10 protein-coding genes are annotated in these 15,542 nt (G+C 67.3%); 8 read left to right on the forward strand and 2 right to left on the reverse strand.

Annotated elements, in window-relative coordinates:
* The first annotated feature begins 2 nt into the window (after window positions 1–2).
* Together G584_RS0102025 and G584_RS0102030 are read left to right on the forward strand one after the other, a co-directional pair.
* The gene (locus tag G584_RS0102025; RefSeq protein WP_028493105.1) at window positions 3–638 is read left to right on the forward strand and encodes a YggS family pyridoxal phosphate-dependent enzyme; all 636 of its coding nucleotides are present in this window, start codon (window positions 3–5) and stop codon (window positions 636–638) included.
* Window positions 639–645: 7 nt separating this feature from the next.
* Window positions 646–1,098, forward strand: a complete 453-nt coding sequence (locus G584_RS0102030) for a DivIVA domain-containing protein (RefSeq protein WP_028493106.1) — start codon at window positions 646–648, stop codon at window positions 1,096–1,098.
* Here the strand turns inward: G584_RS0102030 and G584_RS0102035 are convergent.
* A complete protein-coding gene (locus G584_RS0102035) occupies window positions 1,040–1,576 on the reverse strand; it encodes a YdcF family protein (RefSeq protein WP_051209146.1) in 537 nt (178 codons plus the stop codon). The genes G584_RS0102030 and G584_RS0102035 overlap by 59 nt on opposite strands.
* Window positions 1,577–1,663: 87 nt before the next feature.
* Between G584_RS0102035 and hflX the strand changes: the two genes are divergently transcribed.
* Entirely contained in the window at window positions 1,664–3,322 is a 1,659-nt protein-coding gene (hflX, locus tag G584_RS0102040) for a GTPase HflX (protein WP_028493108.1), read from the forward strand.
* Here hflX and G584_RS0102045 read toward each other — a convergent pair.
* Complete coding sequence (locus tag G584_RS0102045; protein WP_028493109.1) at window positions 3,310–3,576, reverse strand: acylphosphatase; 267 nt, start codon at window positions 3,574–3,576, stop codon at window positions 3,310–3,312. The two genes, hflX and G584_RS0102045, sit on opposite strands and share 13 nt — an antisense overlap.
* Before the next feature lie 59 nt (window positions 3,577–3,635).
* On the opposite strand from G584_RS0102045, the gene G584_RS0102050 reads away from it, so the two are divergent.
* The 5 genes from G584_RS0102050 to G584_RS0102070 all read left to right on the forward strand — a co-directional run bounded on the left by G584_RS0102050 (window position 3,636) and on the right by G584_RS0102070 (window position 15,504).
* Window positions 3,636–11,720, forward strand: a complete 8,085-nt coding sequence (locus tag G584_RS0102050; protein ID WP_028493110.1) for a translocation/assembly module TamB domain-containing protein — start codon at window positions 3,636–3,638, stop codon at window positions 11,718–11,720.
* A gap of 12 nt (window positions 11,721–11,732) precedes the next feature.
* Window positions 11,733–12,764 (forward strand): L-threonine 3-dehydrogenase, encoded by a 1,032-nt coding sequence (tdh, locus tag G584_RS0102055; RefSeq protein ID WP_028493111.1) that lies wholly within the window; start codon window positions 11,733–11,735, stop codon window positions 12,762–12,764.
* A gap of 81 nt (window positions 12,765–12,845) precedes the next feature.
* Window positions 12,846–13,907: a PQQ-dependent sugar dehydrogenase gene (locus tag G584_RS0102060; RefSeq protein ID WP_028493112.1), complete on the forward strand. Its 1,062-nt coding sequence runs from the start codon at window positions 12,846–12,848 to the stop codon at window positions 13,905–13,907.
* 9 nt (window positions 13,908–13,916) lie between these two features.
* Window positions 13,917–14,909 carry an S-methyl-5-thioribose-1-phosphate isomerase gene (mtnA, locus tag G584_RS0102065; protein ID WP_028493113.1) on the forward strand — a complete coding sequence of 331 codons (993 nt, stop codon included), beginning with the start codon at window positions 13,917–13,919 and terminating at the stop codon, window positions 14,907–14,909.
* Entirely contained in the window at window positions 14,890–15,504 is a 615-nt protein-coding gene (locus G584_RS0102070; RefSeq protein ID WP_028493114.1) for a ComF family protein, read from the forward strand. The genes mtnA and G584_RS0102070 overlap by 20 nt, the downstream gene beginning before the upstream one ends.
* Window positions 15,505–15,542 lie beyond the last annotated feature (38 nt).

Genomic DNA, 15,542 nt, shown 5'->3' on the forward strand with positions numbered 1-15,542 from the left:
CCATGGGGCTTCCTGAGGTCCTCGAGGCCATGGAGGCCGCCTGCCGCCGCGCGGGGCGGGATCCCAGGGAGGTGCGCCTGGTGGCGGTAACCAAGGGAAGGAGCGTGGAGGAGATCAGGGAGAAGGTCCTCCGCTACGGTTCCTTCCCCCTGGGGGAAAGCCGGGTACAGGAGGCCTTGAAGAAGATGGAGCTTCTAGGGGCGGAGTGGCACCTCGTCGGTCCCTTACAGCGCAATAAGGCCAAGTTCGCCCCCCGGTTTGCCCTCATCCACTCCCTGGACTCCCTTCGCCTGGCGGAGGCCCTGGATCGGGTGGGGGAGAAGCAGGGGGTAAAGCTTAGGGTTCTGGTGGAGGTGAACCTGGGCCGGGAGCCCCAGAAGCACGGGTTTTTGGAGGAGGAACTGCCCGAGGCCCTGGCCCGGGTGCGGGAGATGGCGCACCTGGAGGTCCTGGGCCTCATGACCGTGCCCCCGATGGGCCCTGAGGCCGTGGTCCGCCCCATCTTCCGGAGGCTTTCGGAGCTCGCCGACCGCTATGGCCTTCCCGAGCGCTCCATGGGCATGTCGGACGATTTCCCCATCGCCATCGAGGAGGGGGCCACCATGGTGCGGGTGGGCCGTGCGCTTTTTGTAGACTGAGGTGCACATGGACCTAACTCCCTTGGATGTTCGCTACCAGGAGTTTCCCACCGGGCTTCGCGGCTACCGGAAGGAGGCGGTGAGGAGCTATTTGGCCCGGGTGGCCGAGGTCATGGAGGGCCTCATCCAGGAGAATGAGGGACTTAAGGAAAGGCTTAGGGCGCTGGAGGAGGAAGTGGCCCGCCTGAAGGAGGCGGAAGGGGAGTTAAAGCGGGCGGTGGTGGCGGCGGAGCGCATCGCCCGCGAGCTCAAGGCCCAGGCGGAACGGGAGGCGGAGCTGATCAGGAAGGAGGCCCTGGCGGCCAAGGACCAGGTGCTCAAGGAGGCGGCGGAGGAGCTTAAGCGCTTGAAGGGGGAGGTGGAGCGGGCTAAGCAGGAGAAGGCCCTTTTCGTGGCGCAACTCAAGGCCCTTTTGCAGGGGTACCTGGACTCCTTGAGGCATCTGGAGGGGGGTTCCTGAGGCCGTGCCCTCCGGGGAGGGGTTTCAGGCCCAGGTAGAGCCAAAGGCGGTAAAGGGCCTCCTTCAGCCAGTACCCCAGGGGGTAGGGTCCCTCCACCGGGTGGCCCTCCGCCTTTAGGCCCAGAAGCCGGGCCAGGAAAAGGGCCCGGGGCAGGTGGGGGGCATCGGTGACCAGGAGGATGCGCCCGGAAAGGTGGGGCTTGAGGAAGAGGAGGTTCTCGTAGGTGGTCTGGCTTTGGGTTTCGCAAAGGAGGGCTTCCCGGGGTATGCCCTTACTCCTAAGGTAGCGGCAGCCCACCTCTCCTTCGCTGTAACGGTCCCCGGGGAGCCTGCCCCCCGCCACCGCCACCCTGGGGGCAAGGCCCCTTTGGTAGAGGGCCAAGGCCGCCTCGAGGCGCCTTTCCAGGGCGGGGGAGGGCTTGCCCCCGTACTGGGCCGCCCCCAGGACCACGATCCAGCCGTAGGCCGGTTGGGCCATGGCCGGGACCAGGAGGAGGGCCAAAACGAGCCAGCGCACCTTTTTCAATCTAGGGCCAGGGGCGGGTTTTGGTATACTGGAGGAGCATTGGAGAAGATCTTCGGCAAGACCGAGGGACTCAAGAAGAGCGAGCTAAAGAGGCTTTCCAACCTGTACCGCAGGCGGATTCCCCCGGAGAGGGTCCTCACCCCCGAATTGGCCCAGGCCTTGGCCGGGCTCTCCCAAGAGATTGGGAGGCCTATAAGCCTTCTCTTGGACCGGGAGGGGCGGGTGGTGCGGGTGGGGGTGGGGGATGCCAAGGACCTGCCCATCCCCGAGGGGACCCGGGGGGAAAGGAGGCTATCGGGCTTTCGGCTCCTCCACACCCACCTGGCCAAAGGAGGGCTTTCCCGTCCCGACCTTTCGGTGCTTTTCCTGAACCGGCTGGACAGTTTAGCGGCCTTGGAGGTGGAGGGGGGAAGGCCCACCACCTTGCACCTGGCCTTCCTCTCCCCGCCCAAGGCCTTGGAGGAGGACTGGCGTATCCTTCCTCCCAAGCCCTACTTCCAGTACCTGGATTTTGACCACAAGGCGGAGGTGGAGGCCCTGGAGGAGGAGATGGCCCGCCAGGCCCGGGTGCGGGAGCTGGTGGATGGAAGCGGGGAGCGGGCCATCCTGGTGGGGGTGGACCGGGGGGAAGGTCCCGAGGCCGAGGTTTATTTGGCGGAACTCGCGGAACTCACCCGCACTGCCGGTGGGGTGCCGGTCAAGAAGGTGCTGGTCTTCCGTCCCCACCTGGACCCCCGGTACCTGGTGGGGCTAGGCAAGCTGGAGGAGCTGAAGAGCCTGGCCTACCACGAAAACGCCTCCACCCTCATCTTCGGCCTGGAGCTCACCCCCACCCAGGCCCGGGAGATCGAGAAGGTCACGGGCCTTAAGGTCCTGGACCGGACCCAGCTCATCCTGGACATCTTCGCCTTGCACGCCAAAACCCCCGAGGCCCAGACCCAGGTGGAGCTGGCCCAGCTAAGGTACCTTCTCCCCCGCCTGGTGGGGAAGGGGAAGGAGCTGAGCCGCCTGGGAGGTGGGATCGGCACCCGGGGGCCCGGGGAAACTAAGCTGGAGGTGGACAGGAGAAGGCTTCAGGAAAGGATCGCCCACCTAAGCCACAAGCTCCAGGAGTTCACCCGGCGCCGGGAGGAGGCCAGGCGGCAAAGGAAGCGCCGGGGTATGCCCCTCATCGCCGTGGTGGGCTACACCAACGCCGGCAAGACCACCCTCCTCCAGGTTTTGGCCCGGGGCGGGGAGCCGGGGGAGGACAAGCTCTTCGCCACCCTAAGGCCCCTCACCCGCCGGGGCTTCCTGCCGGGGGTGGGGGAGGTGCTCTTCACGGACACCGTGGGCTTCATTCGGCAGATGCCCAAGGAGCTCCTCACCGCCTTCCGGGCCACCCTCGAGGAGGTGCGGGAGGCCGATCTTCTCATCCACGTCCTGGATGCCTCGGAGGAAGGGGCCATGGGGCGGTACCGGGTGGTGGAGGAGCTTCTGGCGGAGCTGGGGGTGGAGGCCCCCCGGGTCCTGGCCCTCTCCAAGGTGGACCGGGCGGCCCCCTACGACCTCTTCTACCTTCAGGAGAGGCTGGGTGGGGTGCCGGTTTCCGCCTTGAAGGGTACGGGGGTGCCGGAGCTGAGGAAAGCCCTGGCGGAGGCCCTCCTAAGGGTGGGGGTGCGGCCCCAGCCGTGGGCCCAGGCTCCTCAGTACACGTAAAACCCCTTTAGGCCGGTTTCCTCGGCCCACTGGACCTCCACCTCCTCCACCCGGCTCAGGCGGGGTCCCTGCTTGAGGTAGTGGAGGAAGGTGAGGAGGTCTTCCTCAGGGCCTTCCGCCACCACCTCCACCCGGCCGTCGGGGAGGTTCTCCGCATAGCCGGAAAGCCCGAGCTCCAGGGCCTTCTTCTGGGCGAAGGCCCGGTACCCCACTCCCTGTACCCTTCCCTTGACCAAGGCCACCAGGCGCGGCATGGTGGCATTTTAGCCTCCTTGCCACGCGGTTTTCATCTCCGGTGCCTATGCTAAGAGGGATGCGGCGGGGGCTTCTCCTCCTCCTGGGGTTCGCCCTGGCCCTTCTCCTTTTGGCCTGGCCTCCCCTTTTGCGGCTTGCCGTGGAGCGGGGGCTTGCCCTTTCGGGCTTCCAGGGGCAGGTGGGGGAGGTGAGGGGCCACCTTCTCTTTGGCCTCCGCCTGAAGGGGGTGGCCCTGAGGGGGGAGGGCGTGGCCCTCGAGGCCCGGGAGGTGAGTCTGGGCTATGACCTTCTCGGGCTTTTGCGCAAGGAGCTTCCCCTTTCCGTGGCCCTACGGGGTGCGAGGCTCAAGCCCACCTGGGAGGCCTTGATCCCGGAAAAACCCGGACCGCCCCCCAGCGTTCGGGTGGTCTACCGGCAGTTCCTCCTGGAGGAGGTCCAGGTGGAGCTTCCCAAGGGGAAGAGGCTTTTCCTGCCTCCCCTGCGCCTCACCTTGGCCGGGGAAAACCCCTATGCCTTTATCGCCCGGCTTCCCGGGGGAAGCTTCCAGGGGGAGGCGCGGGCCTTGGCCCGGGATCTTTCCGCCTGGGAGGTGCGCTATAGGGGTGAGGTGGCAGGGCTTTCCTTCTTCTACCCGGGGCTTAAGGGGGGAAGGCTTTCCGGGGTTTTTCGCCTTCTGCCCACGGGTGTGGAAGGGGAAAGCCATGTGGAGGAAGGGGTGGTGGAGCTTTTGGGCTTCCTCCTCACCCGTGTGGAGGGGCCCATCCGCCTAGAGGAGGATCGGGTGGAGGCGGAGCTAAGGGGGGTGGGCCTCGAGGGGCCCCTTTCCGCCAGGATCCAGGTGGACTTGAAGGCGGAGCGCTACCGCTTTTTCCTCACGGGCCGGCCCCGGCTTCCCGCCCTGGCCCGGCACTACCGCCTTGCCCTGCCGGTGGAGGGGGATGGGGAGCTTCGGCTTGAGGGGGAGGGCTGGGACCGGATCCGGGTGAAGGGGAGGTTTTGGGGGGAGGGGCGGTTTCTCTCCGAGCCCTTCCGCCACCGGGGAACCCTTTCCTTCGACCGGGTCTTCTCCCTGAAGGCGGAGGCAGAGGGAAGGCTTTTTGACCGCACCTACCGGCTGGGCTTTGGCCTGGTGGGCCAGGACTACCGGGCGAGCCTGGAGGATTCCTTGGGAAGCAGGGTCGTCCTTGAGGGCCAGGGGAACCGCACGGAAGCCCGGGGCCAGGTGGCCTGGCCTAGGCCCCTGGAGGGATGGGCCCAGGTGGCCTTTGAAAGTGAGGGAAGCCAGTGGCAGGCCCGGGTGCAAAGCCCCGGGGTGCGCCTTCCCTTCTTCCGACCCCTGGATCTTTCGGGGGAGGTGGCAGGGAATGGGGAGCAAGTGGCGGGCCAGCTTGGACCCTTGGCCCTCCGGGGAACCTGGAGTCACCTTCTTCTGGCCCTTAGCCCCACGCCCCTGGCGGTGGGGAGCCTTGAGGGGGAGGGAAGGCTGATCTCGGGGAGGCTCGAGGCTTCCTTGCACTACACCTCCCCCTATGCGGCCTTCCCCTTGCAAGTGGGGCAGGCAAAGGGGGCCTTCCGCTTCCGAAGCCCCTATGGGGAGGGGGAGTACCGGGGTGGGGCCCTGGCCCTTCGCCTGCGGGACCTGCCCATCCGCGCCCTGGACGAGTTCCGCCTTTCCGGGCAAGCCCTGTACCGGGATGGCGAGCTTTCGGGGAGGCTTGCCCTGAAGGGCCGTTACCTGGAGGTGGAAGGGAACCTGCGCCGCTTGGGGATGGAGGTCCAGGGAAGGCTCATGACCCCTTGGGGAAGCCTCCCCTTTGCCGGGGCGTACGACCCGAAGCCGGGCCTCACCTTGAAGGCCCAGGACCTCCTCCTGCGTTATCAAGGGGGCTTAAGCCTGAGGGGAAGGGCGCGGCTGGGACCCCTGGTCCTTGGGGCGGACCTCTTCTATGATGGAGGCTTCCAGGGCTGGGCCCGGGTGGAAACCCCTTGGCTGGCGGGGGTTTTCCGGGGGGAGGGCGGGAGGCTGGTCCTGGCGGGGCTAAAGGGGTACGCCCAGGGGGAAGGGGAGGTCTACCCGGATTTGCGGATTGCGGGCAGGCTCCTCCCCCCCTTGCCGGAGGGCCTCGAGGTGCCTCCTTTGGCCTTCCGTCTGGACCGGAAAGGTTTGGAGGTGCTGGGGGTGGGGAGGCTGGAGTTCACCGGGCGGTATCCCTTTCACCTGGTCCTTCCTTGGAGGTACCGAGGGCTTTCCGGCCGTTTCCAGGCTGAGGGTAGCCTGGAAGGAGGCCATCTTAGCCTTTCCTCTCCCTATGGCCGCGTGGAGGCTCAGGGAGGCTGGCGGGATCTAAGGGTAAGGGGGCAGGGGGAGGTTCCCTATGCGGGTCCGGTGCGGATGGCAGGAAGGCTGGACCTCCTGGGGCTTGCCTACCAGGCCCAGGCCCACCTGGAGAAGCTGGACCTAAGGCTCGGCCTGGTGGGGCGGGGGGCGGTCTTCCGCTTCCAGGGCCAGGCTCCGGGCCTTCGCCTCCTGGGGGGGTACGAGGAGGGTCCAAGCTTTTTGCTCCAGGCGGAGGCCTTTGACCTCTCCCCTTGGGGGCTTCCCGTACGGGCCAGCGGCACCTGGGGCACCCGGGGAGGGAGGCTTAGGCTGGAAAGCCCCTACGGGGAGGCTCTTTTGACCGGGGAGGAGCTTCTTTCCGCCCGGGCAAGGCTTTCTGGGCCCTTCTTCCAGGGAGAGGGCCAGGTTTCCCCGGAAGGGCTTTCCTTAGCCGTGCGGGGAGAGTACGAGAAAAGCGGGCTAGGAGTGCGCCTAGAGGCGGAAGGGGAAGGGCCCTGGCGGGCCTTCCGCCTGGAGCTTTCCGGGGAGGCTCGGCTTCCCTACTTTGGCGCCCTGCCCCTTTCGGGCCAGGTGTGGACCGAGGGGGGAGGTCTTCGCTACCGGTTGCAAGGTCCCTTGTCCCTCGAGGGGGAGGGACTTAGCTATCAGGGTAGCCTGGCCTTGCCCTTTGCTGTCCTGGGAAAGGAGGGAAGGATTGCGGGGAGTTTCCAGGGCCAGGGGCTTCACGTGACGGGGAAGGGGGAAGGGAACTTTGCCGGCCTGCCCTTCACCCTCCAGGGGGGATACCAGGGTAAGCCCTTCCTGGCCCTAAGGTGGGAGGGCGGCGAGGCGGCGCTAACGGGGGAGGAGGTGAGGTTTTCCCTGGGGGAGGTGGCCCCCTTGGCCCGGGCCCTGGGCCTTTCCCTTGCGGGAAGGGCGGGGGGGAGGCTGACCCTTTCCGGCGAAGGGGAGGCCTGGGCGCGGGTGCGCTATGGGGCGGAATCCCTGGCCCTGGACTACCGGGAAGGGATTCTCCGCCTCCTCCTCAGCGATCGGGATGCGGGCCTGGCCTGGGCTCCCAAGGAAGGGAGGCTCTGGGGGCTAGGGGGGGTGTCCGGGGAGGGCAGGCTCCGCCTGGGGCCCGGGCTTCAGGGGGAGGTGGAGGGGAGTTTCCGCTACGGTCCCTTGAGGCTTGGGCTTAGGGGTCCCTTGGAGGGCCTGGCCCTGGAGGCCCGCTACCAGCGGGAGGGGCTTGGGTGGACGGAGCTTGCGGGCCGGGTAAACCTCTTGGCCTTGAGGGGGGAGGGTACCCTGCGCCATGCCTCCCCTTACGGGGAAGGGGAGGTGGCGTGGGCCTTTGAGGGAAGCCGCTACCGGGGGGAGGGAAGGTTTAGAAGCCTCCGCTACCTGGAGCAGGAAGGGCCCTTGCGCCTGAAGGGGGAGGGAACCCGGGCGGAGGTTTCCTGGGAGGCGCCCTTGGCCTTGGTGGCCCGGTACGACGGGGCCTGGCACCTTTCGGCGATGGGCGAGGGTAAGGTGGAGGGAATGGCCCTTCGCGTGGATCTTTCCTGGGGCCCGGAGGGGTATCGGGGAAGGCTTTGGGCGGAGGGGCATGGGCTTCTCCTAGAGGGGGAGGGGGAAGGGCCTTTGCACCTTACCCTAAAGGGCAAGGACCTTCCGGGGGAGGTGGCGGTGGAAGCGACCCTGGAGGACCTTTTCCTTTCCGGGAGGGCCCAATACCGCCTGGAGCTGGGCCAGGCCCGGCTGGAAGCCCAGGGTAGTTTTCAGGCGGGGTGGCCTGGGCTTCCCCTGGGGCAGCCCTTGGGCCACCTCGAGGGCCTGGGAAGCCTCTTGGGGAACGGGGAGGTTTTGCCCTTCCGCTTTGCCTACCGCTACCGGGGCGGGCCCTTAGGGGTGGAGGCCCTTTCCCTGGTGGGGGAGGCGGAGGGTTTCCGCTTGAGGCTTGCGGAGGGGCATCTGGTCCTGGACTTGGACCGGGACCTCGCCCCCTTTGGCCTTCCCGTGCGGGTTAAGGCGGAGGCGGACGGGCCCTGGCAGGAGGCCCTTAAGGTAAGCCTGGAGCGTCCGGAGGGACGGCTATCCGGGAAGGCGTGGCTCTGGCCTCTGCGGGCGGAGCTTTTGGGGGAGGTGCTTGGGGAGAAGGTGGGGGTGAGGTACCGGGATGGGGAGGTGGTGGGGAGCTTCCAGGGGCCGGGGCTTATGGGGGAAGCCCGCTACCGGAAGGGGCTTTCCGGCCTCCTCACCCTCCGCTACCCCCTGCCCCAGGGGGGGCTTGCCGGAAGGGTGGACCTCGGGGCGGGCTTGTTCCAGCTCCAGGGGGAGGGGGCCTGGCAGGGCCTATGGGAGGGAGGGTTCTGCCTGCCTTTGCCCTTGGGGAGGTGCCCGGGCCTCGAGGCCTGGGTTTCAGGGAGCTTGGCGTACCAGGGTGTGGCCTTCCAGGGCCAGTACCGCTACCTGGCGGAGAAGGGGTACCGGGGAAGGGTTACGGGGGAGGGCAGGCTTTCCACTCCCTATGGGGTGGTCCTGGCCCGGGGAGAGGGGCTGGGCCTGGATCTTTTAGGAGAGGGGCTCCCCCTTTCCGGGCGGCTGGATCTTTCCCCCTTCCGCCTGGCCTACCGCTACGCCGGGGCCCTGCCCCGGGGCCTGGGGGAGCTTTGGGCCGAAGGGGTTTATCCCGGGGAGTGGCTTAAGGGCCAGTACCGCTACGGGGAGGTGGCGCTTTCCCTTAAGGGGCTTGAGGGCTTCCGGGTGGGGGTTTCCGGGGCGGGGGTTTCCGGCGAGGTGGGGCCTAAGGGCGTGGCCTTCCAGTTTGAGGGGTTCCGCTATGGTCCCTTGACCCTTTCCGGCAGGGTGGAGGGTCCCTGGCGGGAAGTGGGGTTGAACCTGGTCCTCCTGGCCTGGGGCCGGAGGGCTGAGGTGGAAGGGCGGTACGGAAGGGAAGGGCTCACCCTGGGGTTCCACGGGGACCTCGAGGGGCAGGTGGCCTGGCAGGAGGCCTGGAAGGGAAAGGTGGCCTTTAAGGAGGGAAGCCTGGAGCTTTCCGGCAAACAGGTTCCCGAAATCCAGGGGGAGGTTTTGGGGGAAAGGGTGCGCCTGGCCTGGCCTCTTCTAGAGGTGGGGGGAGTGCGCCTGGACCTGGCGGCCCGCCAGGCGGAAGGGGAGGGCAGGATCCTTAAGGCCCTGTTGCCCGGGGGCCTTGGGGTTTTGGGGCAGGGGGAAAGGCTTCTTCTGGACTACCGGGTGCCCGGGGTGGGTCTGCCCCTGGAGGGAGGCTTGAACCTGAAGGATCTGTCCCTGATCCTGACCAGCCCCCAAGGGGAAGGAGCCTTGGCCTATGCCGGGGGCAAGGTGGAGGGGGCCTTGGCCTTGGACCTTTCCGGCTTCCGCTTGCGCCTGGAAGGGGAGAAGGACCGGGTGCGCCTCTTGGGGGAGCATCCTGCCTTTTCCTGGTGGGCGGCGGGGGCGGGGAGGCTTCAGGGAGAGGTGGATCTTGGAGGGGCCTACAGGGTTTCCTACCGGGCGGGGGAACAGGCCCTGGAGGTGGAGGGGAGGCTTTTGGAAGCCAGGCTCCGGGCGGAGGGTCCCTACCTTGCTGGCGAGCTTGCCTATCCTCCTGCCGGGGAGGTTCGGGTGGACCTTCCCCTTCCCCCCCTGGAAAGCCGCTTCCGGGGCCGGGTTTTCGGGGAAGGATACCAGGTGGAGGGGGCCCTGGAGGGAGCGGTGGGCCGGATCGCCGCCAAAGGAAGGCTTCTTCCCCTTAGCGGCAGGCTTCGCCTGGAGGGGGCGGCCTTGGAGGATTTCGCCGGCCGCTACGCTCCTTATCTGAAGGGGGTGGTTTCCGGGGAGCTGGCCCTGGAGGGTACCCGGGCCCAAGGCCGGCTGGAGGGGGAGGCGGAGGTGGCGGGAAGCCGCCTGCCCTTCCTCTTCGCGGGAGCTTTGGGGCCTGGGTTGGTGCAGGGGGAGGGGCAGCTTGGGCAAAGTCCCTTTCAAGTGGCCCTCGAGGGGGATCGGCTGGACCTTTCCGCTTCCCTCCGGGGTTTTCCCCTCCATCTCCTCCTCATGGCGGTGGCGGGGCCCTTGGAGGGGGAGGCCTACTGGACGGGGGCGGTGCGGCTCCGCCTTCCCCTTTCCCACCCCTTGCGGGGCGAGGGGGTCCTGGTGGGGGAGGCCTTGCGCTTCGTGGGGGCCGGGGATGAGCTTAAGGGCCAGGCGGTCCTTCGCCTGGAGGGGGGCAGGGTCCTGGTGGACCGGCTCCGCCTTTTGGGCCGGGGAAGCTGGGAGGGCGGGGGGTATTGGAGCCCGGAGGGGAGCGACCTCTACCTGAGCCTTAAGGACACGGTCTTCACCCCGGTGCTCCAGGTGGTGCCTCCCTTAAAGCCCTACCGGCCCGAGGGTTCGGGAAGCCTCCTCCTGAGGCTTAAGGGGGAGGGCTTCCAGGTGGAGTTCAAGGACTTTCGCTTCCGCTTAGGGCCGGTGGCGGGGTACCTTCCCCAGGGGCTACTCTCCTTGAACGGGGGGGCGCGGGCGGAGGGGGAGCTCACCCTTTTGGCTCCTTTCCCCGGGAAGGCCAGGCTGGGCCTCGAGGGCAGATTGGAGGAATTTCAGGTTAGCGCCAAGGGCGTGGTTACCCTGCCCGGGCTCAAGGAGGAAACCCCGGCGGAGGTGGCCTTCCGCTACCCGGCCTACGGGGTGGAGATCCGCCTGGGGGAGGCTCAGGCCCAGGGAACCCTCTTTCCCTTGCGCCTTGCCGGCTACGGCCGGCTTCCCCTTTACTATCCCCGGTACTACCTGCAAGAGGGCCTTCTGGACGTGAAGAGCTTCTTCCTCTACGAGGAGAAGGGCACCTACCACCTCACGGGCAACGCCGAGGTCCTGAGGGCAAGGCTGGCCTTGCCGGAGGCAAGGGCCAAGGAGCTGACCCAGGAGGGGGTAGAGCTGGGGGGAAGCGGGGCGGGGAAGCCCACCCCCGTGCCCCTGGTCTTCGAGGGGGTGCGGGTGTATGCGGAAAGGGGCGTCCTGGTGCAGGAAAGCCTGGCCCAGGGGGAGCTCAAAGGGGAGGTGTTTCTGGGAGGAAGCTACGCCGACCCCTACCTGTCCGGACAGGTGGAAGCCCTGTGGGGTAACTTCCGCCTCTGGGATTCCCTCTTTACCCTGGATCCCACGGGGAGCTTCCTGCGCTTTTTCCCGGACCGGGACATCCTCCCCGAGTTCCGCCTTAAGGCCCAGGCGGAGACCCGGGGCCACAAGGTCTTCCTGGAGGCTAAGGGGGAGTTTTTGCGGGAAAACGGCCGGGTGAAGGTGCGCCTCGAGCCCCACTTCACCTCGGATCCCGCCCTCACCGAGCCCGAGATCTACGCCCTCCTTGCCCTGGGTACCCCCGACGTCACCCGGCTGGCGGAGACCCTCCCCCAGGTGGCCCTGGGGGCTGCTTTGGAGAACCTGGTGCTGGGCCAGCTGGAGCGGGAGCTCGCCCGTTCCTTGGGCCTTGACCGCTTCCAGGTGCAGCTTCCCCTTCTCCAGGGGGGAGACCTGGAGGAAACCCGCTTTTCCGTGGGCAAGTACCTGAGCCCTGAGCTCTTCTTGGGCTACGAGCTGGACCTCAGAGGGGAGCAGACCCTGAGCGCCCAGTACCGCCGGGACGGCCTCACCTTTTCCCTGGGCTCCACCTTCCTGCCGGGGGATGGCAGGCTTGCCCGCTTCACCTTTACCCTGGGGTACGACCTCACCCCGGCTTTGGGCTTGAGCTTTAGCCTCGAGGCGGCGGACACCACCCGCTTTGGCGTGGGTGCCCTTTACCGGTGGTAGCATGGCCCAGGTATGCGCGCTTTAGCCAAGCTGGCCCCGGAAGAGGGCCTAACCCTGGTGGAACGCCCCGTGCCCGAGCCGGGCCCCGGGGAGATCCTGGTGCGGGTGGAGGCTGCCAGCATCTGCGGCACCGACCTCCACATCTGGCGGTGGGACCATTGGGCAAGGGGCCGGATCAGGCCTCCCCTCATCACCGGCCACGAGTTCAGCGGGGTGGTGGAACGGGTGGGCCCCGGGGTCAAAAGGCCCCAGGTGGGGGACCACGTGAGCCTGGAAAGCCATGTTGTTTGCCATGCCTGCCCCGCCTGCCGCACGGGCAACTACCATGTTTGCCTCAACACCCAGATCCTGGGGGTGGACCGGGACGGCGGGTTTGCCGAGTACGTGGTGGTGCCGGCGGAAAACGCCTGGGTGAACCCCAAGGACCTGCCCTTTGAGGTGGGGGCCATCCTGGAGCCCTTCGGCAATGCGGTGCACACGGTGTACGCGGGAAGCGGGGTTTCCGGGAAAAGCGTCCTCATCACTGGGGCGGGGCCCATCGGCTTAATGGCGGCCATGGTGGCCCGGGCCAGCGGGGCCGGGCCTATCCTGGTATCCGACCCCAACCCCTACCGCCTGAACTTCGCCAGGCCCTACGCCGACCGGCTCGTGAACCCCCTGGAGGAGGATCTCCTTTCCGTGGTGGAGGAGGTGACGGGAAGCGGGGTGGAGGTCCTCCTGGAGTTTTCCGGGAATGAGGTGGCCATCCACCAGGGGCTTAAGGCCTTGATCCCGGGGGGGGAGGCCAGGATCCTGGGCATTCCCTCGGACCCCATTCGCTTTGACCTGGCCGGGGAGTTGGTCATGCGGGGGATCACCGCCTACGGCATCGCGGGAAGAAGGCTCTGGCAGACCTGGATGCAGGGCACCGCCTTGGTCTACTCGGGCCGGGTGGACCTTACCCCCCTCATCACCCACCGCCTGCCCATGAGCCAGTACCGGGAGGCCTTTGGCCTCTTGGCCTCGGGGCAGGCGGTAAAGGTGATCCTGGACCCCAAGGCCTAGGTCCCGGCGCCCTTTAGGATGTGGGGGAGCCCACCTTGGGCGCTGGATCTGTGTGCTAGGCTCACCCCCAAGGGGGTGAGCGTGGTTTCCCGCAGGCGGGTGCTCCTGGGCCTTTTGGGGCTTTCCTTGGTTCGGGCGCAAGGAATTCGGGTGGAGGAGGTGGTGGGGGGCCTCGAGGTGCCCTGGGCCTTGGCCTTTTTACCCGACGGGAGCTTCCTGGTCTCCGAACGGCCGGGGCGGATCCTCTGGGTGCAGGGGGGAAGGGCCTCGCTTTACGCGGAGCTTCCCGTTTACCACCGGGGGGAGTCGGGGCTCCTTGGCCTCGCCCTCCATCCCCAGTTTCCCCGGGAGCCCTACCTCTACGCCTACCGCACGGTGGAGGAAGGAGGCCTCAGGAACCAGGTGGTGCGCCTGAGGCACCAAGGGAATAGGGGCGTGCTGGACCGGGTGGTTCTAGACGGCATTCCCGCCCGCTCCCACGGCCTGCACTCCGGGGGACGGCTCGCCTTCGGTCCCGATGGGATGCTCTACGTGACCACAGGGGAGGTGTACGAGCGGGAGCTGGCCCAGGACCTGTCCTCCCTGGGAGGTAAGGTTCTCAGGATCACCCCGGAAGGCAAGCCAGCGCCGGGGAACCCCTTCCTAAACCGTTCCGGAGCTAGGCCCGAGATCTATAGCTATGGCCACCGCAACCCCCAGGGCCTGGCCTGGCACCCGAGGACCGGGGAGCTTTTTGCCAGCGAGCACGGGCCCAGTGGGGAACAGGGCTTCGGCTATGACGAGGTAAACCTCATCGTTCCCGGGGGCAACTACGGCTGGCCCCGGGTGGTGGGACGGGGGGACGACCCCCGCTACCGCGACCCCCTTCACTTCTGGCCCGAGGGTTTTCCTCCCGGAAACCTGGCCTTCTGGAGGAGGGACCTGTACGTGGCGGGCCTCAGGGGGCAGGCCCTTTTGCGGCTGGTACTGGACGGGGACAAGGGCCACTGGCGGGTGGCGCGGGTGGAAACGGCCCTTTCGGGTTTTGGCCGCCTAAGGGAGGTGCAGGTGGGTCCCGATGGAGCCCTTTACGTCACCACCTCCAACCGCGACGGCCGGGGCCAGGTGCGCCCCAACGACGACAAGGTGTTAAGGCTGCGTTAGGCTTTAGGGGTGGAAAGGATCCTGCCCTTTCGCTTTGATGAGAAGGAAAGGGTCTTCTGGCTTCTGGACCAGAGGAAGCTTCCCCTCGAGGAGATCTGGGTTCCCGTGCGCACCGCCAAGGAGATGGCGGAAGCCATCCGGGCCATGGTGGTGCGGGGGGCCCCGGCCATCGGGGTCTCCGCCGCCTATGGCATGGTGCTGGCCCACCTGAGCGGGGAGGACCCTGAGGAGGCGGACCGCCTTCTAAGGCAGAGCCGGCCCACGGCGGTGAACCTCTTCTACGCCCTGGATCGCATGCGCCCGCACTGGGGGAACCTGGCGGGAAGCCTTGAGGAGGCCCAGGCCATCTGGCGGGAGGTGGAGGAAACGGAAAGGGCCATAAGCCTGCATGGGGCCAAGGTGCTAAGGGGCCAGGTCCTCACCCACTGCAACACCGGCCCCCTGGCCACGGGGGGGTACGGCACCGCCTTGGGGGCTATTGTGGAGGCTCACCGCCAGGGGCGGGTTTCCCATGTCTGGGTGGATGAAACCCGGCCCTACCTGCAAGGGGCCAGGCTCACCGCCTACGAGCTAAAGAAGGCTGGAGTTCCCGCCACCTTGATCGCGGACAACATGGCGGGCTTCCTCATGGCCCAGGGCCGGGTGGATGCGGTCATCGTGGGAGTGGACCGCATGGCCCTGAACGGGGACTTCGCCAACAAGATCGGCACCTATACCCTGGCGGTTCTCGCCCACCACCACGGGATTCCCTTCTATGCCGCCCTGCCCCTTTCCTCCGTGGACCCAAGCCTGGAAAGCGGGCAGGGGATCCCTATAGAGGAACGCTCCCCCGAGGAGGTCTTGGAGCTAAGGGGGGTGCGCCTTGCCCCCTTGGGGGTGGCTGCCTACCATCCTGCCTTTGACATTACCCCTCATCGCTACCTTACGGGCATCATCACGGAGAAGGGGATCCTCTACCCACCCTTTGACGAGGCCTTACGGGATGCTTTGGGGATTTCTTGAGGGCCTATTGGGCCATACCTGCCCGGGATGTGGTGGGAAGTTGGATGCACCCCTTCTTTGCTCCACTTGCCGTCAGGGCCTTAAGGCCTTTGCTGCGGGGGAGATGGTTTACCTGGGCCTTTACGGGCGGGTGGGAGGAATGGTGCGGGCCTTGAAGTACGGCAGGCGGTTCGGCCTTGCCCCCCTCCTGGCCGAGCCCTTGGCGGAGGCGGTGTTGGCCCAGGGCTGGGGGCTTTCCGGGGTCACCGCCATTCCCACCCTGCTTCCCCGGTTGGTTGTTAGGGGCTACAATCCCCCTGAGCTCCTGGGACGGATCCTGGCAGCCCGCCTTGGGCTTCCCTACCTCCGGGTTTTGCGGCGGGCGCGCTACACTCCAAGCCAGCCCACCCGGGGCCGGGCCCGGCGCCGCCTGCCCGAGGATCTATTTGTTCCCGTGCTGCGGGTGGAGGGAAGCTGGCTTCTCGTGGACGATGTTCTCACCAGCGGGGCCACCTTCTTCAGGGCCAAGGAAGCCCTCCTTAAGGCAGGGGCAAACCGGGTCTACGGGGTCTTTTTAGCGGTGCGGGACCCTGGGGCCCTGGGTCCTTACCGCTAAAGTCCACACCTTTTCCCCATGCCTGGCCCTAGACTGAG

The sequence above is a fragment of the Thermus antranikianii DSM 12462 genome, assembly GCF_000423905.1.
Taxonomy (GTDB): Bacteria; Deinococcota; Deinococci; order Deinococcales; family Thermaceae; genus Thermus; species Thermus antranikianii.

Coding starts and splice junctions, on each gene's coding strand:
- G584_RS0102025 (WP_028493105.1), top strand. CDS start 3: ATGGGGCTTCCTGAGGTCCTCGAGGCCATGGAGGCCGCCTGCCGCCGC.
- G584_RS0102030 (WP_028493106.1), top strand. CDS start 646: ATGGACCTAACTCCCTTGGATGTTCGCTACCAGGAGTTTCCCACCGGG.
- G584_RS0102035 (WP_051209146.1), bottom strand. CDS start 1,576: ATGGCCCAACCGGCCTACGGCTGGATCGTGGTCCTGGGGGCGGCCCAG.
- G584_RS0102045 (WP_028493109.1), bottom strand. CDS start 3,576: ATGCCGCGCCTGGTGGCCTTGGTCAAGGGAAGGGTACAGGGAGTGGGG.
- G584_RS0102050 (WP_028493110.1), top strand. CDS start 3,636: ATGCGGCGGGGGCTTCTCCTCCTCCTGGGGTTCGCCCTGGCCCTTCTC.
- tdh (WP_028493111.1), top strand. CDS start 11,733: ATGCGCGCTTTAGCCAAGCTGGCCCCGGAAGAGGGCCTAACCCTGGTG.
- G584_RS0102070 (WP_028493114.1), top strand. CDS start 14,890: ATGCTTTGGGGATTTCTTGAGGGCCTATTGGGCCATACCTGCCCGGGA.